Below are 20,104 nucleotides of genomic sequence, written 5' to 3' on the forward strand. Positions count from 1 at the left end.
GGTGCGGGGGCCGCGGCTCCGTAGCCATCGAGTGCGCGGTGTTCCTGCTCAAGCAGGCTTGGGCGTGCGTGTTCGGTGCGCTGCTGCTCTGGGGGCGCACGGTCATGCACTTCCGGGTGTGGCGCGCCACGCTGCGCGTGCCGCTGCTGCTGGTGTTCGCCGGAGTGGCCCTCTTCGTCTGGATTGCCGAGAATGTCGCGACCTGGGGCGGGGCGTGGCTCTACCCCCATCAGCAGGGCGGCTGGGAGCTGGTGTCGCCGCAGAAGCTCATCGCCTGGTTCCTGCTGATGATCATCTCTGTGGTGATGGTGACGTGGGTGTACCCGCCCCGAACGCCCGATCTATCGGACGAAGAGCGGGTGACGCTCTGAATACGACTGCGCGCCCGGAGCGATCTCGAGTGGAGATCGCACCGGGCGCGCAGTCGTGCCAGGCATTGCGGCCCATCGGGCCGCTCACTCGGCTCAGGCGGCCATGAAGGGGATCGTGAGGAGGCCGAACCCCAGCAGCGCGACGATCACCAGCACGGCGAGCGCCGTGAGCGCCAGCATCGCGGCGTTCAGCCACACACCCCAGAGCGCCAGCGTGCGCTCACCCGTCTTGCGACGCAGCGCGAGCACCCCGAAGACCAGGCCGGTGATCGGTGCGATGAAGGTCCAGCCGCTCACCACCGAAGCGATGCCGAGCACAAAGCTGGTGATCGCGAAGGTGCGGGAAGTATCGGCTGCGGTCGGTTCAGGCTGCGCAGCTTGCGGAGCCTGCTGCGGCTGCGCGGACTGCTGAGCGGCGGCGAACTCGGGGGTGGTGTCGGAGGGGAGAACTGTGGTGCTCATGGTGCGGATCCTTTCGAGAGAAGCCTGTGATGTGATGATGCTTCAACGTTACGTTCGCAGCCCCAAGCCCCGCGTCCTGCCCAGGTACTGACCCGCTCATACCCGGGTACCACCCTCGAAGTGGCACCCGGGAACCTTCGCGGAGGCACTCCGTGCTGCGGCGGTTCGTCTCGAATCTGCCCCTGTGCCGAGAGCCGCCGCAGCCTCGCGATCCGCCACCTCAGCAGGCACCGCTCGTCGGTGCCGGCCGCGACCCGACCGGCACCGACGAGCACACCGGTCAGTGAGAGACGCCCGAGACGTCGGTGCCCTTGGGCGTCATCACGAACACTGCCGCGGCGACCGCGAGCATGATGATGCCGCCGGTGATCCCCGTCGCCTGCAGCGAGTGGGTGAACGCCACCCCGGCCTCGCTGGCGAGCGCGGGAATCCCCGCCTCGTCGGCGATCGCCACCGCGGCACCCAGCGACGCCTCCGCCTGCGCGCTCAGCTTCGCGTCGAGCCCCGCAAGCGCGCCGCTCGCAACCAGCTCGGCCCGGTACATGAGCGCGGAAATGCTGCCCAGAATTGCGACGCCGAGCACCGCACCAAGCTCATACGAGGTCTCTTCGAGGGCGCCTGCGTTGCCGGCCTTCTCCTCGGGGGAGCCGTGCATGATCATCGCCGACCCGATCGCGAGCGAGCCGGTGCCCGCGCCTACCAGAGTCAGCGCGATCAGCACGGTGATCGTCGACAGCGTGCCTGGCTGCAGCGCGATGATGAGCATGCCAACCCCGGCCAGGGCCACCCCGCCGGCAAGCACCGTGCGAGCGCCGAAGATGCGGGCGAGCGGGGGAGCCGCGAGCGACGCGATGGCGCCGGCGATCGCGATGGGGAAGAGGCGCACGCCCGCCTCCACCGGTGTGGCACCGTCGACGAGCTGCATCCACTGGGCGATGAGCAGCAGGGCCGCCGCCATCGCGAACATCGACCCGAGCGCGGCGACAATGCCGGCCGAGAACTCCCGGTTACGGAAGAGTCGCAGTTCGAGCAGCGGCGAGTCGCTGCGCACGCAGCGCACAATGAACCAGGCCAGCAGTGCGGCACCGGCAGCGAACGCCACGAGCGCCTCCGGCACCAGGAAGCTCGCCTCCTTGCCGAAGGTCTTCACGGCCCACACCACGAGCGTCATGCCCGCGAGCGAGAGCACCGCAGCGATCGCGTCCCAGCGGCCGGGGTTGGGCACCCGCGACTCGGGCAGGATCATGATGCCCGCGATGACGCCCGCGACCATGAGCGGCACGTTGATGAGAAACGCCGCGTGCCACGAGAAGTGCTCAAGCAGCAGCCCGCCCACGAGCGGGCCCACCGCGGCACCAAGACCCGACACGGCCGCCCAGATGCTGAGCGCCGTCGCGCGCTCCTTCGGGTCGGTGAAGATGACGCGGATCAGCGACAGGGTGATCGGCATGATCATGGCACCGCCCACGCCCAGCAGGGCACGGATCGCGATCACCGATTCGGCGCTGTTCGCCAACAGCACGAGCAGCGAGGCGCCGCCGAAAATGGCGTAGCCGGTGAGCAGCATGCGCTTGCGGCCCCATCGGTCGGCGATCGCCGCGAAGGAGACGAGCAGGCCCGCGAGCACCAGGGAGTAGACGTCGATGATCCACAGCTGCTGGTCGGAGGTGGGGTGTAGTTCGGCAGCCATCTCGGGCAGCGCGATGTTGAGGATCGTCATGTCCATCGTGATGACGAGCAGGCTCGCGGTGAGCACGGCGACGGCGGCCCAGCGTCGCGAGCGGCTGAGCGGCGACGGTGCGGGCGTGATGGGGGCGGGGGTGGACATGAGTTCGCTTTCGTGTTCGATGGTGGGTGGTTGAGGTGTGAGACGGGTGCCCCGGTGCTGCTCCGCTGCTGCGGTTGAGTGGCGGATCGCGGGCCTGCTGCCGGCGGTGCGGTGCGTTAGCCTGTCGTTGCGGGGCGCCGGGGCGGGGAGCCGGATCGGGTCGCTACAGCTACGAGGTGGCGGGGAGCGCCGGATCCGGCATCGCGCACAGTGCCAGGAGAACCCGTTCGAGGTGGTCTCGGTCGAGCGGCGCGTCGTGGAGTGCGGCGTGAATCGTGGCCCCGTCAAGGTAGACGGCGATGGCCGTGGCGCGTTCGCGGCTGACGTGCACGGCGAGCAGGTCGATCACCCTGTCGGTCCATCGCTGCGCGAGAGCCCGCATGCGGGGGTCGGTGCTGCCCGTGCTCATGAGGGCCACGTCGGCGTGCACTGCGCGCGCGTCTCGGAGGAAGTCGTGGATTTCGGCGATGGCCGGGGCTGGGTTGTGCGGGAAGCCTTCGAGCAGGGGCTCGAGCTGGGTGAGTGAGGTGTCGATCTCGTCGGCGAGCTGCTGCAGAGCCAGGTCGCGCAGCTCGTCGATGGAGGCGAAGTACTGCGTGGTCGAGCCGAGGGCGACGCCGGCGCGCGTCGCGATGGCGCGATGCGTGAGTGCGGCGGGGCCCTGCTCCACGACGATTTCGGTGGCTGCAGTGAGGATGGCGCGGCGGCGGCCCTCGGGATCGCGACGTCCGGGCGCAGGAGCATCTGTGGCGGTGTCGCTCACGGGTGTCTCCTTTCGCTCATGGACATCTGTACATGTACTTTTGTACAGGAGCTTCGTTCTGTTGCGCAACTTTGCGGAGTTCTGCGCAGTCTCGCCCAAATGTCCGAGGCTGCCGGTAGCGTGGAGGATACGAAGCGGTCACTTGGCCGCGCATCGAGGGGAGGAGCCGGCATGGCTCAGATCAGCACCGCAGACCTGTACGACGAACGGGGCGACGAACTGCGGTCGGTGTCGCTGCAGTTTCAGAACATCGGCGGGCTCAGCGGGTTCACCGGCCCGGTGCGCACAGTGCGCTGCTTCCAGGACAACGCCCGCCTCAAAGCGCTGCTCTCGTCACCGGGCGAGGGTGCAGTGCTCGTGATCGACGGCGGCGGATCGCTGGAAACCGCGCTCGTGGGCGACGTCATTGGCAGCCTCGCAGTCGACAACGGTTGGGCCGGCCTCATCGTGCACGGCGCCATCCGCGACCGCGTCGCCCTTGGCACCCTGCCGCTCGGCGTGAAGGCGCTCGGATCGAACCCCGCCAAATCCACCAAAACCGGCGAGGGCGAAACCGACGTGCCCGTCGAGATCGGCGGGGTTGTATTTCAGCCCGGCGCGACCGTGTGGTGCGACGAAGACGGGATCCTGGTCGAGGGCTGAGGCCCGGCCGGACGCGAGGAGCGCATATGGGATCGCGGATCCGCTTCCTCATTCCATTCCTGCCGTACGCGGCGATCTCCGTCGTGCACGTCAGTGCGCTCTTCGCAGGCAGCTCCTTCGCACCGCCCAGCAAACTCGCCCTGATGCCGGCGCTGGCGCTCGCAGTGATCTGGGCTGCCGCAATGCCCGCGGCTGCGGTTGCGGGTGGCGGGGGCGTGGGTGCTCCGAGTGCGTCGAGTGCGCTGCGCGGTGCTCCCGCGGCGGTCGCGCTGCTGGTGGCCGCGATCTTGTTCTCCTGGCTCGGCGACGGAGCCGCCACCTTCTTCCCGATGTTCGACGACGAGCTGCCCATGATGCTGCTCTGCTTCGGACTCGCACATGTGGGCTACCTGCTGCTCATGTGGCGGGCGCGGGGCGTCGCCAGACGCCGCTTGCCTGCCTGGGCCGCCGTCTACGCGCTCGCCTACGCGGCGCTCATCTTGCTGCTCATCCCGCGCACCGGCAACCTCACCGTTCCAGTCATGGTGTACGGGCTGCTGCTCGCCGGTACAGCGGCGATGGCGTCGCGTTGCGGGCCCGTCGTGGCGTGGGGCGGGGCCTGGTTTCTCGTGTCCGACGCGATTCTTTCGCTGCGCATCTTCATGCCCGAGATCATGCCGACCTGGACGGCTGGCGCTGTGATGCTCACCTACACGCTGGGGCAGGGGCTGATCGCGTACGGCATCGTGCGTGCACTGCGCGTCAGGATGCTGAAGCGCCCGGATCCGCCGCAAACAAGCTGAGCAGCTTCTTCGCACCGCGCGTCGCGGCACCCACCGCCTGCGCCCGAGCCTGCAACTCGGCGTCGCTCGTCACAACAGTCACCGCATGGTCTGAGGAAGTGAGGGCGGCGGCCTCCGCGACGATCGTGTCGTCGCCGAGCCCGGGGGCATCGACCACTCGCACGCGGGGGCTGCTGTCGATGCCCTTCGCGGCACCCTCCACCACCATCGTCCATTCCGGGTAGGCGCGGTCGAGGCCGGGCACAAGGGTTTCGGGGAGATCGAGGAAGCCGCTGCGGATCCCAGCCGCGTCTGCCGCCAGCTGCTCGAGCCGGTCGCGCAGGCGCTCCGCGGCGCCGCGGCGATCCCGCCACCAGCCATCGGGCACCGATCCGACAACGTTCGCGGAGTCGACCACTACCGCGGGACGAGCCGCAAGCAGCGGCCACAGCAGCCGCCAACTCGCCGCGAACGCGGGATGCAGCGGCAGGCGTTCGACTTCGTCCACGGGCACCCAGGCGAGCGCGTGACTCTCGGGGTCGGTGATGCGGGGCGCGAACGGGGTTGCCACGTCGGCGATGAGCGTGGTGTAGGTCCAGCCGCCGCGGTCGAGCACGTGTGTGTAGCGGGGGGTCACCGAGTGATCAGGCACCCCCGCTTCCTCCTGAGACTCGCGGATCGCGCCATCGACTGCGGACTCGCCCTCATGGCGCGCACCCCCGGGAATACCCCAGGTGTCTCCGTGGTCGCTCCACGTGACACGGTGCTGCAGCAGAATCGCGTCGAGCGATCGATCGTGGGCTAGGAGACCGGCGGCACCGAAACGGCCCCAGTAGCGCCCGCCGTCGGCTGCCGTGACCCACGCATCGCCGGGATTTCGGAGATCGCTCATGGTGTCAGCGTAGCGGGCGGGGCTGGGTGCGTTCGTGGTGACCCTTTCGCCTGAGCGGTGTTGGGGAGAGAATGAGGTATGAGCGAGAACCAGAGTGTCGTGACCGTGCTTGCGGAGGACGAGTGCTGGGAGCGGCTGGCATCGCAGCGCGTGGGCCGGCTCGTCACGAGCGTGAGAGATGTGGTCGACCTCGTGCCGATCAACTTCGTTGTCGACGGCCGCACCGTGGTCTTTCGCACCGCGGCGGGCAACAAACTCGCCGAACTGACCATCAACCACACCGTGCTGTTCGAAGTCGACGAAATCGGTGAGGAGTCAGGCTGGAGCGTCGTGCTGCGAGGCAATGCGCGGGTGCTCGAGGCCGAGGCTGAGATTGCCGAAGCCGAAGCGTTGCCGCTGAAGCCGTTCGTGCCGACGCTGAAACCCACCTTCGTGCGCATCGAGACGCTTTCGATCGGCGGCCGTGAGTACCGCTTCGGGGAGGAGCCGCGCCGCGAAGACCAGCAAGAGGGCTAACCGCACCGCTTTTGCCACAGTGGTCATTTGCGCCCCCAAAGTATGGGTAAGATAGAGGGGTTGCTTCGCGAAGGCGCAGTAGCAACGGGCTGTGGCGCAGCTTGGTAGCGCACTTGACTGGGGGTCAAAGGCAATAGCCCTCAGCACGAAGACTTACAGCTGAATAACGGGATGTGGCGCAGCTTGGTAGCGCACCTGACTGGGGGTCAGGGGGTCGCAGGTTCAAATCCTGTCATCCCGACGGAAAAGCCCTGATGAGAAGCCATTTCTCGTCAGGGCTTCTGTCGTTTCTGGTGACCTTCGCTGAGGCTCGGGTCGGGTGCAAGACTGGGTCCGTGAGCCGCGTCTCGCTTCGGTCGCTCATCGGCCAGATATTGCTCTAGTGGGCCAAAAAGTGGAAATCTAGTGGGCCATTTTTCGGGCAGGACAAGGCCTCGACTCCCTCGCGGAAGCCGAGGACGGCGGATGGTTCGTTAGAGCTGGGGTCCGGTGCGGCGGGGCGACTCCTTCCTGTTCTGTCGCGTCTTCGGTCGCGCGAGGAACTGGTTCGCGAGTTGGGCTGCCTCGTTCAGCTGCCGGTGATCGGGATGCAGGTAGCCCTTGGTCGTCTCGATCGAAGCGTGACCGAGGATCCGCTGCAACACATGGAGCGGCACCCCGGCATCAGCGAGCCAGGTCGCGCCGGTGTGACGGAGGCCATGCCGGGTGAGATTCGGCAGCCCGAGGTCGACCACGACCTGATCCCAGTTCGTCGCGTCTCGGACGGTCGCGGTCGTGAGCACGCCGCCCCGAGGCCCGCGCAGGAGAGGATCGCTGGGCTTCTTGCCCGCAGAGAGGCGAACGAGCACTGGTTCGAGCTCATCGAGGATCGGCACGAACCGGGTCTTACGGCCCTTGGTCTGCTTGCGAACGAGACCTCCCTTGCCGGGGTAGATCTGCCGTTCGATCTTGACGATACGGTTCTTCCAGTCGATGTCTCCGACCTCGAGCCCTGAGACCTCGGAGCCGCGCGCGGAGAGCAACGCGCAGAGCATGACGTGATCCGAATAGCTCTGGTGCACCTCCGCGCATTTCGCTGCGAGCGCGTTCAGCGTCTCCACGTCCTGGATCGCGAACGCGCGCATGGAGCCTGGTTCGAGCGCCGACACGTGGTTGAAGGAGCGTCGCGCCCGGTTCTTCGTCGGGTTCGACGGGATCACTTCGTCGCGCACGGCAACGTCCAGCACCCGCACAAGTACGCCGATGGAGGTCTTGATGGTGGACGGGCTGTACTCGGTCTCCCACTGGTCGATGGTGCGATCGATCAGCCCGGTGGTGATCTTGCTGACCTTGATGTGACCGAACGCCGGCACCACCCGGAGCCTGAGACTGGCACCGTACCCGGCGACCGTGGAGGTGACGTCGAGGCCGCGTTCCCAACGGTCGCCGATGGACTCGACGTAGTCAGCAAATGTGACGAGCAGGTCGGCGCCGGTTTCGGTCGCCTGCTGCATCGTCGTGAAGAACGTTTCCGCGTCTTCTGGTGTCGCGACGAACTCGGAACGGCTGGGCCGCTTCTTCGTGTGCGGGTCGGTCCAGCGCACGCGCGCGAGATACCCGTTGCCGCGGCTCTCGATGCTGGTGGAGAGTTTCACTCCGATAGGCGGCATCTTGTGCTGGCGCGGGTCAGCCATGTTCGCGCTCGCGTTCCAGCACCCAGGCGCGCACGGTCGGCGGGTTGTAGCGGGCGAGGCCGCCGACGCTCACGAACGGCGGCCCTTCGTGCTGCCTTCGCCACCTCGACAGGGTCGCCTGCGAGACGTTCAGGAACTCGGATGCTTCGCGCGAGTTCCACAACGGCTCAACCTGGCTCGTCGTCGCGGGCACGATCAGCCGCTCGCTTCGCACGAATGAAATCATCCTCGATGCCCTGGCGCGCCTGTACATCGGCGGCCACGAACGCGATGAAGTCCTCCATCCGATTCGCTATCACCTCATCCTCGATAGGCGGCTGTGGCGTCTCTCCCGGCCAGGTGGTCTGCCGGGTCGGGCGGTCCCGGTCGAGGCGGGTACCGCAGGTCGCCACCCACTCGCGGAGCCGTTCGCGTGCGAGCGCGAAATCGGTGTGCCAGGCAATCGGCCCCGAAGCGTCCTGCTCCGGGTCGTAGCTCGCGATCCAGTGCAGGTGCAGGGCGGAGAGCTCCCACACCAGTTCTGGGTGCCGGTACCAGAACGGCGGGATCACCGAAGCGGGCAGCCCGTAGGTGCGGCGGATCTGATCGACCCACTGATTCAGTGCCAGCCATTCTGCCTCCGCGTCACCGGACGAGAGCAGATTCCAGTTGATCGGGCGAGGCGGCTCCGGCAGTACGGTGCTCGCCATGACCAGGTCGTACAGGTCATCGTCTTCGATTTCGGCATCAAGGTCGTCGCCGAGCTCATCGTCAGCACCGGGAGCGTCGTTCATCTCGCTCACCGCCCCATCGCCAGCGCACGGGCGGGCAGAGCTGCCCGGAACTCGACGGCGCCCGCTGCACGCGGCGTTTCCCGAGCCACCTCCATGCGACGCCGGGGTTTCCGTTCGACCTGGTAGCGAGCGCGCGTGGTGTCGAAGAGGAGTTTGACGGCCTGGAACTGACGTTCCTCGACCCTCTGCCCGCGATGCTCGTAGCTGCGCGTCTTGAAGCCGCCGATGGCAACCACGTCGTCGCCCTCCACGAAGTCGGCGATCGCTTCCTCAGCGTTCTCGCCGAGCAGGACGAGTTTGATGTACTTGGTGCCGAGGAGCGTCAGGCTTCCGTCTGCTTCGTCCCGGTACTGCTTCTGCCCGAGCTGGCCGATGAACAGTGCGAGCCCATCAGGAAGACGCTTGAGCTGCGGGGTGCGGGAGAGGTAGCCCGGGAGAGCCGTCTTGGTGCGCAGTTCCATCGCGTCGTCCTTCTCATTCACGGTCGCGCGCTCTGCACGACATCTCTACGAGTCAGGTGCTCCGTCCGTGCATGACGAACCATCCGCACCCGGCTCGCCCTCCCGGTAGTGGAGTAGTGCTTCGACCGCGCGCCGGTCCGCGACGAGTTGCTTGCCGTCGGGGCGTTGGATCCAGCGGCGCAGCCTGGTCACGATCGGTGGTGCTGCGCGCAGTAGTACGAGGCCAGTGCCGAACGGGAGGCGGCGGATCGCGTCCGGGGGCATGATCGGGACTCGGCGGATGGAGCGTTGCGCGGAGCGGGAGCCGTGGTCGCCGACGGTGGTGGAGTCGGTGATTTCGTCGCGTTCCCCGATGAGCGTGGACAGGTCTTGGAGATCCTTGCTGTTGGAGGCGCCGCCGAGGATGATCTTCACGATCGCGGCATCCCAGATCGCGCTGGCGGCGTTCTCAGACCATTGTTCTCGTGCTTGTGCGAGGGATTGCAGGACGGGCATGGTCGTGATGCCCGTGCCGCCGCCTTCGGCCATGAGCGTCGGCAACGATGGCAGCGGGCTGAGGTTCGCGACTTCGTCCAGGCAAAGCAACAACGGCGGATCGAGCCGCGCTCCCGCAGAACGCGCCGCGAGTCGCCGTGCGGCCTCCACCACGTCTTCGATGAGCGCTGCGACCAGCGGGGCGCTGTTGTTTGCGCCGGCTGCGGTCGCGAGGAGATACAGGGTGCCTTTCTGTTCGAGGAACGCTTCGGGATCGAACACCTCTTCCGGCCCCGGCGTGACCGCATTGAGCACGCGAGGATCAGCGAGAGCGGCAAGAGCGAGGGAGACGCCCTGCCAGATCGAATCCCTGGTGCGCGGATCGGCCTCGATCATCGCCTGCAACGCTTCCGCCCAGCCCCCGGCCGCGAGCGGGTGCGTGGCGAGGATGGACACAGCGTCGCCGGCGGCAGCCGGGTCGAGCGTCCACCTGAACAAATCAGCGGGCTGCCGGCCATCGAGGGCGGCGGCGTGCAGCAGGCATTGGAGCGCGACCCGAGTTTTCGCTTCCCAGAAGTCGCCGCCCTCGACGCCCCCTTTCCCGAGCCCGGTCGCGGAGGCGAGCCCGGCGGCGCGGATCATGGAGGTGAGCGGGTCGTTGCAACCGCGGACGGGCGACCAACGGAGCCCCGCGGGGATGCCGTCGGCGAGGTGCTGCGGATCGAACACCGCCACCGGCCCCACCTGCTCCCGCGCCCGGATCGTCGCGGTCACGTTATCGGGGCGCGTACTCGTGGTGACGACGGCGCCGGGTGCGTCGAGGATCGCGTTGATGACGATGTGCACGCCCTTCCCGCTCCGGGGTGGCCCGATGAGGAGGATCGAGTCCTCGACCGACGCCCACACCTCGACCCCGCGCGACGCCCCGACCCGGTAGCCCACATCTGCTGGTGTGGGGTTCTCGAGCGAGGGGCGCAGGTTCCCAGCCCGGGCGAGCAGCGCTCTGGGTGATCCGGCTTTTGCGACTTCGGCGCGGGTCGCGATCCCGGCGATCCGGTACGGGTCCATCGCCTGCTTACGTCCGTGATACCGGAGCAGCGACCACACCCACCACGCGCCAATAGCCGCGCCGAGGATCAGGCTGCCGGCGACGAGCCAGTACACGACCAGGTTTAGACCCGGCGCGCCCAGCGCCGCTCCTGGGTCGCCGGGGTGCAGGAGCACCCCGGCCCCGGCGCCGAGGCCGGCGTCGGGCTGCGGGAGGCCGGTGAGGAACGCGGTGATACTGGCCGCCGCTCGGAGCAGCGCGGCGGTGAGGGCGAGGGCTGCGAGGACGACGAGTGCGGCATTGGTGAGTTCGTCGCCGAGGCTCCCCGTCGGACGGATCGGGGAACTCACCGCGGCCTCCCGACACAGACGGTGGCGGAGATGCGGCCGAGGAGGATAACTTCACCGGTCGGTGCGTGGTCGAGGTAGCGGGAATCAATGTTCGCGCGGGCGATGCCGTCTGGGCCGGTCTCGGTGTGCGCGATGATGATCGCGACCGCGACATCCTCGCCCGGCACCATCCCGGACCCGGCGAACTGCAGTAAGCGCGGTGGCGGCGCGACTGGTGCGGCTTCAACCGCAGGAGCCTGCAGCTTGGGCTGCGCGGCCACTTCAGCCAGGGTGGTGCGGCGGGGTAGGTGTGGGGTGTAGAAGTCGGTCATGACGCGGCCGTCGGTCTCGACGACATCGACCCGGAGGGTGCGGCCGGTCTGTTCGCTGATCGCGTCCACGATCGTCGGGAACGATCCCCGCCGCCACGGTGGGGAGAACTCGGGCGGCAGATATGGTGCGCCGTCGACGGTGACGTGCAGGGTGCCGTCGTCGGTGACGGTCATCCGCACCATCACCACCGCGGCCGGGTCCGTCTTCGTGCGGGCACGCTTGGACATGCAGGGTCTCCTTCGTGAGGTCGTGGATATGCCTCCGCCGGACCCGGCGGAGGCAGGGAGATGCGGGCTGGTCAGAGGGCGGTGCGGTGCGCGGCACGGCTTGCGTCGGGTGCGGCGCGACGGGCGACCTGCTGGTAGGCGGGGGCGAGCGGGAACGGTGTCGGTTCGAGCAGCTCTCGCACGTCACCCGTGTGGGTGATGACCTCGGCCAGGCCCTCCCGTAGGAGCCGGTGGCACCCGGCCGAGGCGGCGGAGGTGACGGGGCCGGGGATCGCGCCGACCGGGCGGCCGAGCTCGACGGCGCGGGCCGCGACCAGGAGCGACCCGGAACGCCAGCCTGCCTCGGGAATGACGGTCACCCCGCCGAGCGCGGCGAGGAGCCGTGCGCGGGCGGTGAACCGCCCCTTCGTCAGCAGCGCCTCCGGCGGGGCCTCGCTGACCTGCACCCCGCCGCCGTCGGCGATCTGCTGGAACAGGTCGCTGTGCGCCGCCGGATAGGCGCGGTCCAAGCCGCCGGCGAGGACCGCGATCGTGGACGCCGGGCGGGTCGCGAGTGCGGCACGGTGCACGGCGGCGTCGATCCCGTATCCGCCACCGGAGACGAGGATGCGCGGCTGCTCGGCGAGACTGGACGCGAGCTCTCCGGCGACCTGGATGCCATACCCGGTGGCGGCGCGGGCGCCGGTGATCGTCACCCGTGACGACAGCGACGAGGTCAGCAGCTCCGGGTTCCCCTTCGCCCACAGGACGATCGGTGCACGGTCGCCGAGATCGGCAAGCGACGCCGGCCATCCCGCGGTTGCGGGTGTGAGCGCGCGGAGGCCGTACCCCTCGGTGAACCGTGCCATCCGGTCACCGAGCCCTTCGGCTTGCCAGGCCGCGGCCGTCTGCCGCCAGCGCACTCCTGCAAGCGGGTCCACCGCCGCGGGGATCGGCGCGTCCGGGTTGCGGGCGAGCGCGAGGGTGTCGGCCGGCCCGATCGCGCGGATGAGCTGCCCGGTGACGGGGTGGCCGGGCTCGGTGAGCGCGGCGATCTCCATCCGCGCCCTCGTGTCTTCGCTGAAATCCATCGCCGGCCCGTCCTCTCCGTGAATGCTGATGCAGGTGAGGTACACCGGGCGGACATGCGGAACGGGCGGAGCCCGCACATCCGGGGGTGATGTGCAAGCTCCGCCCGTCCTCGGGGTGCGTTACTCGTTCATGAGTTCTTCGATACCGGTGTCCTCCTCTCTGACGTAGCCATTGCGCTCCCGGTAGAGCGCAAGCCTGCGCCCGAACCACAGCGTGATCCCGGCCGCGATGAGCGCTGCCGCGCCGCCTCCGGCGATCACCCACGGAAACCCGCCGCCGGTCACCGCCAGCTCGGTGGGCTTCTTCGGAAGCTCCGGCTGTTCTGGCGTCGGCGGCACCACCGGCGGGGTGCCGGTCACGACCGTGGTCTCACCGGGTGCACCGCACGTTCCTTCTGCGATGACCTTGCCGTCCTTGTCGTAGAGCGTTTCGACCCAGTAGACGTGCCCGGCACGGTCAACGCTGGTCTTCCCGGAACGGTAGATGCCTGCCTGCGTGACCGGGATATTCTCGGAGGCGAAGAACGGCACCTCGCACACCGGTTCGGCGTCGGGGTCGTGGGGGCCGTAGGCGCGGAAGACGAGGTACGCGCTTTCGGGGATCTTCGATCCCTGCACGAGTGCGGCATCGTCGAACTCCTCGCCGACGCCGACGACGGGGGTGGCCTGCGTGATGACGGAGACCGGCTGCTCGTCGTCGGGGACGTAGAACCGCTCCCAGATGTCCGCCGGCGACGACTGGAACGGCTGCACCCGGTCATCGCCTTGGAACGTCGTGACGATCACGTAGTAGCCGGGATCCTCCGGCTGGATACGATCGTCGTCTCCGTAGCCGATGTCGTAGATGCCATTCTTCGCGGGCGTCGTGATTGTCGTCAGCACCGGAGCGTTCTCGAGGTCGAGTTCGTCCGTCAGTACCATGTCGGTCTTGAACGGGCCGTAGACGGTGTGCGTGAGCTCCTTTGCATCGGGGCCCCAGTAGCCGTCGCCCTCGAATGAGGGGTGGTTGTCGGGGAACCCCGAGACGGTGATCCGGTCGAAGGCGCGCCCGCCCTTGTGGACGTTGTACTCGCGCACTTCCGAGGTGATCGTCAGCGGCCAGCGCATCGAGTGCGACTCGATGTTGATCCCGTAGTCGTCCTGCCAGTCGCTCGCGATGTAGGGGCGCACCCACTCCGGCTGTGACGCCTTCTTCACCTGCCAGACCCAGGTCACGAATCCGGCATCGGGCAGCGTCACTTCGGGTGATTCGTAGGTGCCGGGTCCGGTCGCCGTCACCTGCACCGTGCCGATCGGCACCGCACCCGACGGCACCTCCGCCCCCTGTGCTGGTGGCAGGGTGCCGGGCACCTGGTAGGCGGTGCCCTCGAAGATCACGGGGATCGGCTCGTCGTTGTGCTTCAGCCAGGCCCCATTGGTCGAAGAGACCGTGATCGTGTCGGTCACCTGGTCGCCGGGCTCCACCAGTCGCCCGTTCGCCTTCGACACCGCCTCGGGCTGGAACGGGGCGATCGAGGTTTCCGCGATCCGCCCGAACCGATCCGTGAAGGAGCCGGTGAGGTACTTGGCGTTGCCGCCCTGCTTGCCCTTGTCGATCTTCCACACCCAGGTGTAGAAGCCCGACTCGGGAGCGGTGAGGGTGCCCGGCGAGACGTAGTTGCCGGGGTGCGTGAGTGTCAGCGTCTCCGTTCCGAGGACGGGCGCGCCCTCCGGGGGCGCGCTCGCCTCGGCTGGCTGCGCCTCGAACGGCCCGTACAGGGTGCCCTCTGCGAGCACCGGCACGGGGGTGCCGTTCACCTTGATCCAGGAGTGCTTCGTCACCGACACCGTGAGCTTGTCGGTGAACACGTCACCGGCCTGCACGAACTTCGCATCCACGACCGTCTCGATCACCGGCTGGAAGTCCAGCGGGATCACCGGGGACTTCGCCACTGCCGACAGCGGTTCGAAGGACGCGGTGCCGAGGATGCGCTGCTCACCCGGCGTGTAGAACAAGTCCACCCCGGCCCCGTAGCCGAGAGCGGGGGCCGTGATGCTGGCGGTGATCTGGTAGTCGGGTGCGGCCTCGGGCGGGGTGCCGACGATCTGGTGCGTGCCCGCACCCAGCGTCGCCGACGTGGAACCTTCTCTGAAGGTTCCACCAGTGAGCGTGACCACGCCGGTCGCGGATGCCGGGTTCGCGGTGATCGTCAGCTGACCGTCGTACTGGTCGCTCATGCTGATCGACATCGACACTGACGGATTCGCCACCGCATTCGCTGCGGCTGCTTCCCGCATGGCGTTCAGGTTCGCGAGCACGGTGCTCTGCACGCCCGCGGGAACGCGGGTGAGGAAGTGCGCATCCCCGCCGCGGCTGGTGTAGTTGCCGTGGTCGGCGACATCCCACACGTACATCTGCACCGCCGCCGTCACATTTGGGTCCTGGGATTCACCCCAGCGCCCCATGACGTAGTTCAGGCGGGCCAGCTCGGCATCGCTCAGGCTGTCGAGCGTGGTCTGCAGCTCGGGATGCTGCGTCGACCCGTACGGTGGGAGCGCGTCGAGATCCATGCAGTACGCCTGCCGGTCATGCGACGAGAACGACCCGAGCCACAGGTCTTCGTTGCCATAACCGACGCCGAGGGTCGCGGCCTGAGCCGGGGTCGGGGCGAAGAAGAAGCCGCTGACGAGCATGAGCAGGATGGTGAAGATCGCGGCGTACCGCGAGGTGGCTCGGCCGGGCGGTCTCGCCGCTGCGACGTGTTCGAGCGCTGTGGACATGGGAACTCCTGACTGGACGATGAAACGCCGCCGCCAGGATTGACGGCAGCCAACATCCAGGTGCGCACTGGCGCACACGAAAGTTGAGAGCGATACCAGCGGCCTCCCGCTGTGGGATAATCTGCCCATGAGCTCTCATGGAATATCTCTCGTCGAAGCTGAAGCCAGAGGTGTTCTCGGTGAGTACGACCACCAGCTCTCCTTCCCCGCCGAGGAAGAGTTTGCGATTATCTACGGGCCGAATGGCGTCGGCAAGACCAAGTTCCTCGAGATTATCCATGCCATGTCCCGACTGGACGGGCGCACGCTAAGCCGCTTGCCATTCAGGGAAGCCGAACTCAGATTCTCGGATGCGACCACCCTGCAGGTTAGTTCCGCTGATGAGCTAGATACTGATTCCAGCGAGAAGCGTCAGCGTACCCGGAATCTTCGGTTTGAGCTCCGGCGCGGAGTCGAGGATTCAGAAGTTTGGTTCTACCGAGGAGACAGCTTCGAGGATTGGCTCGCCGAGAACACTTCCTGGAGACAGTTTGACGACTTCCTGTGGGAAGATCTCCACGACGGAGAGCTCTGCTCCCTTGAGGAGTTGCAGCATCGCTTCTCCAAGACAGAGGGTGCTGGCGACTCATACCCGGCAGTTTTCCGCGGACTTCGACGCTCGATCAACAGCTACCTGATTGAAACGCAACGACTGCGAATCGAGAATGCCCTTGAGCCTCGTCGCGGCATGCCTATCAGGCCAGGACATCGGAGAAAGCACTCCTCTAAGATCGCTGAGCATGCAGCAAAGATGAGGAACCTCGTGAATGATGCGCAAACCCATCATTCAACGATTACCCAACAACTTGATCGAACCTTCCCTAACAGAGTTCTTGAGAATACAGATGCACGTTCGCTGTTGGACTCTGCTCAAATTAGACAGCGGTATGAAGAGCAAGATGAGTTCCGAAGCCGACTTGGAAGAGTGGCATCGGTTGGTCTGGCAGAACCGCTATCCCTTCCCGATCGCGAACTTGAAAATTGGGAACTCCGCCTCCTTGCCCTCTATCTAGAAGATGCCAAGAAGAAGCTGGCTCCCTTTGAGGAACTCCTCAAAAAGATTGAGCTTCTCGAGGAGATCATCAACACCCGCCTACTGCGCAAGAAGCTTCGTGTGACGGCCAAAGATGGACTGCGAGTCCAGCACAATGAATCTGGCCGATCGATCGATCTTGACTCACTTTCGTCGGGTGAGCAGCACGAGATTATCCTTATGTTCGATTTGCTCTTCAATGTTCCAAGAGGGGCACTGGTTCTGATCGACGAGCCAGAGATTTCACTGCACGTAGTATGGCAGCTAGCCTTCATACCGGATGTGCAACGAATCGCCGAGCTCGCTGGTTTCCGATTTGTGGTTGCCACGCACTCCCCGCAGATCATCAACGATGCCTGGGATCGAGCCACAGCATTGGGGCCAGAAGAAGTGCCTTTCGCATGAAGGGAGCCTTAAACGAGAACACCGTTTTTGCAACTGTTGCGATGGCGCGACAGGCATCGCATGCTTTGCTAATTGTTGTTGAAGGCGATGATGATCATTTCATTCTGAAAGATCATCTCAACCACCATGATGTTGTTCTGATTGCCGGAAATGGCGGTAAGGGCAATGTGCTTCGTGCTGCGAGCCTTGCTGACGCGCGGAAAGTAGGAGGCGTGCGGTTTCTGGTCGATTCAGACCTCGACCGTTTCGTTTCACCGCCCGTTCAGTACCCTGCGAATGTCCTGGTTTCGACGACTCACGACGTGGTGACGGATCTGCTTTTCCAGAGCCCCATCCAGGTGGAGAAGATCATCGATAGCCATAGCCGGAAGGCAAGACGCAAAGGAGTGCAGTTTTCCACTTCTGCAGTTTGGGCTGAAGCATGCGAACTCGCTGCCGCCCTTGCGCCCTTGCGGATTGTGAACGAACGGCACGGCTACGGTCTCAACTTTCAGGACTTCCCCTTTGGAAAAGTCTCTGACCTACCGGCGTCAAACTCGTCTCTGTCAGAGATCGCAGTCAGCCGCTCAAATACTTCGCTGACAGCCACTGATCTGTCCGGGATGGTTGATGCGGAGACCTCGCATAAAGACATTGAGATTAAATACCTTTTTGGTGACCATGACTTCTTCGGGGCACTCGGCCGAGTGCTTAAGAGCAAAGGCGTTCATGCAAGCTCGGACTCGTTGGTTACAACATTCTTAGCTGGCATCCTGTGTTCACATTTAACGTCGACTGATTGGTGCGGCAGCCTCGCCTCCTGGGGCGAGCGCTACGGGCGCAAGCTGTTCGTCTGCCCATGCGCAACGTAAGAATGCTTCTATTGAACCTTTCTCAGAGCATCCGGGAGCGAGTGTCGAAGAGCTCGAGTTCGGCGGGGTGGAGCTGGTGCTGCACCACAAAGCTGCGGTCCTTGATCTTCCAGAGCCCCTGCCCGATCCCCAGCCCCGGCAGGAGGGAGCGTTCGGTGCCGGTGAGGCCGAGGGCCTGCGCGGTCGTGCCGAGCTGATCGCTCTCCTGCCGGTAGGTGACTCTGACCTCGGCATTCGCGAGCAGCGATGAGGCGAGCGCGCGCATCTGCGACCCGCTATCACCCACGTTTTCCAAATCGGTGAGCTTGTGGAAGATCAAGAGATTGCTGATCCCGTAGTGCCTTGCCAGCCTCCACTGAGCATCCATCCTCGCAAGCAGACTCGGGTACGTCATCAGGCGCCAAGCTTCGTCGTAGACCACGAGCCGCCTTCCCCCATTCGGGTCTTGGAGGGCGCTCTCCATCCATGCGGAGCTGCATGTCATGAGTACGGCGAGGAGGGCCGCGTTCTCGGCGACGCGGGAGAGATCGAGGGAGAGCATCGGGAGCGTCGGGTCGAACCGTTCCGTCGACGGCCCGTCGAACATCCCGGACAGGTCGCCGGCGACGAGGCGGCGCAGCGCGTGCCCCACCATGCGGCCGTCTTCTGTCAGCCGCCCGTCGGGGTCATCGGCTGCGGAGGGGGCGAGGATGCGGTCGACGACCATCGGCAGGATCGGCACCTCGGCCGATCTCACCGCGTCCGCCAATGCCACGTCGATCGCGGTGTGCTCGACGGGCGACAGTCGCCGATCGAGCACGGTCTCGCTGAGCGCGCCGATCAGGTCGCGGCGGCGGGCGGCGACCTGCGCCTTCCAGTCCTCCTCGGGGATCCCCGATGCCCGGTATCCCGCATCGAGCGGGTTCAGGCGTGCGGGAAGCGACGGGCCGAGCACGATCGCCCGCCCGCCGACCGCCCGCGCGACCGCGGTGTGCTCGCCTTTCGGGTCCCCGGGAACGTAGACGCGGCGCCCGAACGGGAGAGAGCGGGTGTAGAGCGATTTCGCCAGCGACGATTTCCCGGAGCCGACGATCCCCGCCAGGATCATGTTCGGCGCCGTGATGACGCCCTGCCGGTACAGCGCCCACGGGTCGTACACGAAGCTGCCGCCCGAGTAGAGATCCTGCCCGATGAAGGTGCCGGCCGAGCCGAGACCTCCTTCGGCGAGAAATGGGTAGTGCCCGCTCAGCGTGGCGCTGGTGTCTTGGTGGCGTGGGAGCCGGAACTGTCCCGGCGTGCGCAACGCCCACGGCCCGTCTTCCCCGGCCCGTGGTAGGTAGCGAGTGGCGCGGCGTGCTTCGCGCTCCGCGGCCGCCTCCGCGCGGGCATTGGCTGCGGCATCGGTGCGGGCTTGGGTTGCGATGCGGGCGGCTGCCTGGGCACGTGCTTTCCGGTGCTTGCGGAGTTCTCCTTCCGGGCCGACCAGCACCGAGGTGTGCAGGCGGTCGGGGTCGGTCTCGTCGGTCATCGGCCGAGACCCAACCCGGTCTGTCTGCCGGGTTGCTGGCGGTGGATGGTCGGGGTGCCGAGGCGTTCCCGCCTCGACTGCTCGCGCGCTGCTTCTCGCGCGAGGATCGGACCCGCCATCACGCCTGAAGCCGCGGCGGTCGCCGCGGACGGCAGCGACTCGGTGTCGGCGGCGTGGCGGGGTTCTTCGAGGCCGAGGAACACCGGGGATGGGAGGGCGTCTGCGTTCCGGTAGAGGCCGAGGTGCCGGTGATCCTGGTTGTAGACCAGCGTGTACGCATCGAGCCGGGCCACTCGGTCGAGTGGTCCTTGCGGGGGCGTGTCGTAGACGTACCCGTTCTCGAGCGCGGCGTCCACGGTCTCGTCGCCGTAGTCGTAGCCCGCGAGCTCCTGCACCACCGCATCCGGCCCGCCCTCGTCGATGAGGTCGAGGAACCGGTCGGCCTCGCCGCCTTGCAGGAAGACCACGTTGATGAGCCGCCCCGTGCTCTCCTGCATGTTAGCCGTGAGGTGCCAGGCGATCCGGGCCGCCGCCGCGGACGCTGCGTCGAGGCGCCGTTCTGCCTCGCCGATCAGCGCCGCCGCTTGCCGCAGTTCTGCAGCCGCCGCAAGCGCATCACGACTCCCGGCGGCACGATCCCCGGCATCGTCCGCGGCACGCCCGCGCAAGTTCGCGTGCACGGTCGCGATCTGGGTGAGGACTTGTTCGAGCGAGCGGACGCCGCCGAGGAGGTCGCCGAGCACCCCGTACATGTCTTCCGGCTGGTCGAAGGTGCGGCTGGCGTGGGCGAGCGCCCGCATCGCCTCGGACATCTCCGCGGCGTCGGCGACGGGATCGGTGAACGTCGGCATGATCGGGGCTCCAATCTCGGGGTGGTCGGTTCATG

Annotated in this window: 19 protein-coding genes, 1 tRNA gene and 1 pseudogene; 7 read left to right on the forward strand and 14 right to left on the reverse strand. The window is 66.7% G+C overall.

Features of this window, described 5'->3' with window-relative positions; all coding sequences use genetic code 11:
• Positions 1-80: 80 nt before the first annotated feature.
• A pseudogene (locus tag WFL22_RS09095) lies at positions 81-371 on the forward strand (DUF817 family protein); the annotation flags it as partial.
• A 93-nt stretch (positions 372-464) separates the two neighbouring features.
• Here WFL22_RS09095 and WFL22_RS09100 read toward each other — a convergent pair.
• From WFL22_RS09100 to WFL22_RS09110, 3 genes are all read right to left on the reverse strand, one after another.
• Complete coding sequence (locus WFL22_RS09100; protein ID WP_336652178.1) at positions 465-833, reverse strand: DUF4190 domain-containing protein; 369 nt, start codon at positions 831-833, stop codon at positions 465-467.
• A 280-nt stretch (positions 834-1,113) separates the two neighbouring features.
• Positions 1,114-2,661, reverse strand: a complete 1,548-nt coding sequence (locus WFL22_RS09105; protein WP_336992410.1) for an MFS transporter — start codon at positions 2,659-2,661, stop codon at positions 1,114-1,116.
• Positions 2,662-2,830: 169 nt separating this feature from the next.
• Positions 2,831-3,424, reverse strand: coding sequence for a TetR/AcrR family transcriptional regulator (locus tag WFL22_RS09110; RefSeq protein WP_336652176.1), 594 nt, complete (start codon positions 3,422-3,424; stop codon positions 2,831-2,833).
• Between the two features lie 171 nt (positions 3,425-3,595).
• Here WFL22_RS09110 and rraA point away from each other — a divergent pair, with 171 nt between their 5' ends.
• Both rraA and WFL22_RS09120 read left to right on the forward strand, forming a co-directional pair.
• Entirely contained in the window at positions 3,596-4,066 is a 471-nt protein-coding gene (gene rraA / locus WFL22_RS09115; RefSeq protein ID WP_336652175.1) for a ribonuclease E activity regulator RraA, read from the forward strand.
• Positions 4,067-4,092: 26 nt separating this feature from the next.
• Positions 4,093-4,848 carry a lysoplasmalogenase family protein gene (locus tag WFL22_RS09120; protein WP_336992411.1) on the forward strand — a complete coding sequence of 252 codons (756 nt, stop codon included), beginning with the start codon at positions 4,093-4,095 and terminating at the stop codon, positions 4,846-4,848.
• Here WFL22_RS09120 and WFL22_RS09125 read toward each other — a convergent pair.
• Positions 4,808-5,719 carry an NUDIX hydrolase gene (locus tag WFL22_RS09125; RefSeq protein WP_336992412.1) on the reverse strand — a complete coding sequence of 304 codons (912 nt, stop codon included), beginning with the start codon at positions 5,717-5,719 and terminating at the stop codon, positions 4,808-4,810. The two genes, WFL22_RS09120 and WFL22_RS09125, sit on opposite strands and share 41 nt — an antisense overlap.
• Positions 5,720-5,797: 78 nt before the next feature.
• Between WFL22_RS09125 and WFL22_RS09130 the strand changes: the two genes are divergently transcribed.
• A complete protein-coding gene (locus tag WFL22_RS09130) occupies positions 5,798-6,235 on the forward strand; it encodes a pyridoxamine 5'-phosphate oxidase family protein (protein ID WP_336992414.1) in 438 nt (145 codons plus the stop codon).
• Positions 6,236-6,402: 167 nt separating this feature from the next.
• A tRNA-Pro gene (locus WFL22_RS09135) sits at positions 6,403-6,476 on the forward strand.
• 232 nt (positions 6,477-6,708) lie between these two features.
• On the opposite strand, the gene WFL22_RS09140 is transcribed toward WFL22_RS09135, so the two are convergent.
• The 8 genes from WFL22_RS09140 to WFL22_RS09175 all read right to left on the reverse strand — a co-directional run bounded on the left by WFL22_RS09140 (position 6,709) and on the right by WFL22_RS09175 (position 15,383).
• Positions 6,709-7,908, reverse strand: coding sequence for a tyrosine-type recombinase/integrase (locus WFL22_RS09140; RefSeq protein WP_336992415.1), 1,200 nt, complete (start codon positions 7,906-7,908; stop codon positions 6,709-6,711).
• Entirely contained in the window at positions 7,901-8,101 is a 201-nt protein-coding gene (locus WFL22_RS09145; RefSeq protein WP_336992416.1) for a helix-turn-helix domain-containing protein, read from the reverse strand. Before WFL22_RS09145 ends, WFL22_RS09140 begins: the two co-directional genes overlap by 8 nt.
• The gene (locus tag WFL22_RS09150) at positions 8,076-8,681 is read right to left on the reverse strand and encodes a hypothetical protein (protein ID WP_336992417.1); all 606 of its coding nucleotides are present in this window, start codon (positions 8,679-8,681) and stop codon (positions 8,076-8,078) included. Before WFL22_RS09150 ends, WFL22_RS09145 begins: the two co-directional genes overlap by 26 nt.
• 5 nt (positions 8,682-8,686) lie before the next feature.
• Positions 8,687-9,142, reverse strand: coding sequence for a single-stranded DNA-binding protein (locus WFL22_RS09155; protein ID WP_336992418.1), 456 nt, complete (start codon positions 9,140-9,142; stop codon positions 8,687-8,689).
• A 45-nt stretch (positions 9,143-9,187) separates the two neighbouring features.
• Positions 9,188-11,014, reverse strand: coding sequence for a type IV secretory system conjugative DNA transfer family protein (locus WFL22_RS09160; RefSeq protein WP_336992419.1), 1,827 nt, complete (start codon positions 11,012-11,014; stop codon positions 9,188-9,190).
• Positions 11,011-11,553, reverse strand: a complete 543-nt coding sequence (locus tag WFL22_RS09165; protein ID WP_336992420.1) for a hypothetical protein — start codon at positions 11,551-11,553, stop codon at positions 11,011-11,013. The genes WFL22_RS09160 and WFL22_RS09165 overlap by 4 nt, the downstream gene beginning before the upstream one ends.
• 71 nt (positions 11,554-11,624) lie before the next feature.
• Positions 11,625-12,623, reverse strand: a complete 999-nt coding sequence (locus WFL22_RS09170) for a DNA-processing protein DprA (RefSeq protein WP_336992422.1) — start codon at positions 12,621-12,623, stop codon at positions 11,625-11,627.
• Between the two features lie 120 nt (positions 12,624-12,743).
• Positions 12,744-15,383, reverse strand: a complete 2,640-nt coding sequence (locus WFL22_RS09175; RefSeq protein WP_336992423.1) for a hypothetical protein — start codon at positions 15,381-15,383, stop codon at positions 12,744-12,746.
• A 127-nt stretch (positions 15,384-15,510) separates the two neighbouring features.
• On the opposite strand from WFL22_RS09175, the gene WFL22_RS09180 reads away from it, so the two are divergent.
• Together WFL22_RS09180 and WFL22_RS09185 are read left to right on the forward strand one after the other, a co-directional pair.
• Positions 15,511-16,860, forward strand: a complete 1,350-nt coding sequence (locus tag WFL22_RS09180; RefSeq protein WP_336992425.1) for an AAA family ATPase — start codon at positions 15,511-15,513, stop codon at positions 16,858-16,860.
• Entirely contained in the window at positions 16,857-17,711 is an 855-nt protein-coding gene (locus WFL22_RS09185; protein ID WP_336992426.1) for a hypothetical protein, read from the forward strand. Before WFL22_RS09180 ends, WFL22_RS09185 begins: the two co-directional genes overlap by 4 nt.
• 22 nt (positions 17,712-17,733) lie before the next feature.
• Here the strand turns inward: WFL22_RS09185 and WFL22_RS09190 are convergent, their stop codons facing one another.
• Together WFL22_RS09190 and WFL22_RS09195 are read right to left on the reverse strand one after the other, a co-directional pair.
• A complete protein-coding gene (locus WFL22_RS09190) occupies positions 17,734-19,218 on the reverse strand; it encodes an ATP-binding protein (protein WP_336992427.1) in 1,485 nt (494 codons plus the stop codon).
• Positions 19,215-20,069: a hypothetical protein gene (locus WFL22_RS09195; protein WP_336992428.1), complete on the reverse strand. Its 855-nt coding sequence runs from the start codon at positions 20,067-20,069 to the stop codon at positions 19,215-19,217. The genes WFL22_RS09190 and WFL22_RS09195 overlap by 4 nt, the downstream gene beginning before the upstream one ends.
• Between the last annotated feature and the right edge of the window lie 35 nt (positions 20,070-20,104).

It is taken from the genome of Leucobacter sp. VD1 (genome assembly GCF_037150695.1).
In the GTDB taxonomy this organism is placed as follows: domain Bacteria; phylum Actinomycetota; class Actinomycetes; order Actinomycetales; family Microbacteriaceae; genus Leucobacter.

What these genes read in the sequence shown, in the direction of transcription:
- WFL22_RS09120 (WP_336992411.1), top strand. Translation starts at nt 4,093, where the DNA reads ATGGGATCGCGGATCCGCTTCCTCATTCCATTCCTGCCGTACGCGGCG.
- WFL22_RS09185 (WP_336992426.1), top strand. Translation starts at nt 16,857, where the DNA reads ATGAAGGGAGCCTTAAACGAGAACACCGTTTTTGCAACTGTTGCGATG.
- WFL22_RS09195 (WP_336992428.1), bottom strand. Translation starts at nt 20,069, where the DNA reads ATGCCGACGTTCACCGATCCCGTCGCCGACGCCGCGGAGATGTCCGAG.
- WFL22_RS09130 (WP_336992414.1), top strand. Translation starts at nt 5,798, where the DNA reads ATGAGCGAGAACCAGAGTGTCGTGACCGTGCTTGCGGAGGACGAGTGC.
- WFL22_RS09155 (WP_336992418.1), bottom strand. Translation starts at nt 9,142, where the DNA reads ATGGAACTGCGCACCAAGACGGCTCTCCCGGGCTACCTCTCCCGCACC.
- WFL22_RS09125 (WP_336992412.1), bottom strand. Translation starts at nt 5,719, where the DNA reads ATGAGCGATCTCCGAAATCCCGGCGATGCGTGGGTCACGGCAGCCGAC.
- WFL22_RS09165 (WP_336992420.1), bottom strand. Translation starts at nt 11,553, where the DNA reads ATGTCCAAGCGTGCCCGCACGAAGACGGACCCGGCCGCGGTGGTGATG.
- WFL22_RS09190 (WP_336992427.1), bottom strand. Translation starts at nt 19,218, where the DNA reads ATGACCGACGAGACCGACCCCGACCGCCTGCACACCTCGGTGCTGGTC.
- WFL22_RS09140 (WP_336992415.1), bottom strand. Translation starts at nt 7,908, where the DNA reads ATGGCTGACCCGCGCCAGCACAAGATGCCGCCTATCGGAGTGAAACTC.
- WFL22_RS09105 (WP_336992410.1), bottom strand. Translation starts at nt 2,661, where the DNA reads ATGTCCACCCCCGCCCCCATCACGCCCGCACCGTCGCCGCTCAGCCGC.
- rraA (WP_336652175.1), top strand. Translation starts at nt 3,596, where the DNA reads ATGGCTCAGATCAGCACCGCAGACCTGTACGACGAACGGGGCGACGAA.
- WFL22_RS09150 (WP_336992417.1), bottom strand. Translation starts at nt 8,681, where the DNA reads ATGAACGACGCTCCCGGTGCTGACGATGAGCTCGGCGACGACCTTGAT.
- WFL22_RS09175 (WP_336992423.1), bottom strand. Translation starts at nt 15,383, where the DNA reads ATGTCCACAGCGCTCGAACACGTCGCAGCGGCGAGACCGCCCGGCCGA.
- WFL22_RS09180 (WP_336992425.1), top strand. Translation starts at nt 15,511, where the DNA reads ATGAGCTCTCATGGAATATCTCTCGTCGAAGCTGAAGCCAGAGGTGTT.
- WFL22_RS09100 (WP_336652178.1), bottom strand. Translation starts at nt 833, where the DNA reads ATGAGCACCACAGTTCTCCCCTCCGACACCACCCCCGAGTTCGCCGCC.
- WFL22_RS09170 (WP_336992422.1), bottom strand. Translation starts at nt 12,623, where the DNA reads ATGGATTTCAGCGAAGACACGAGGGCGCGGATGGAGATCGCCGCGCTC.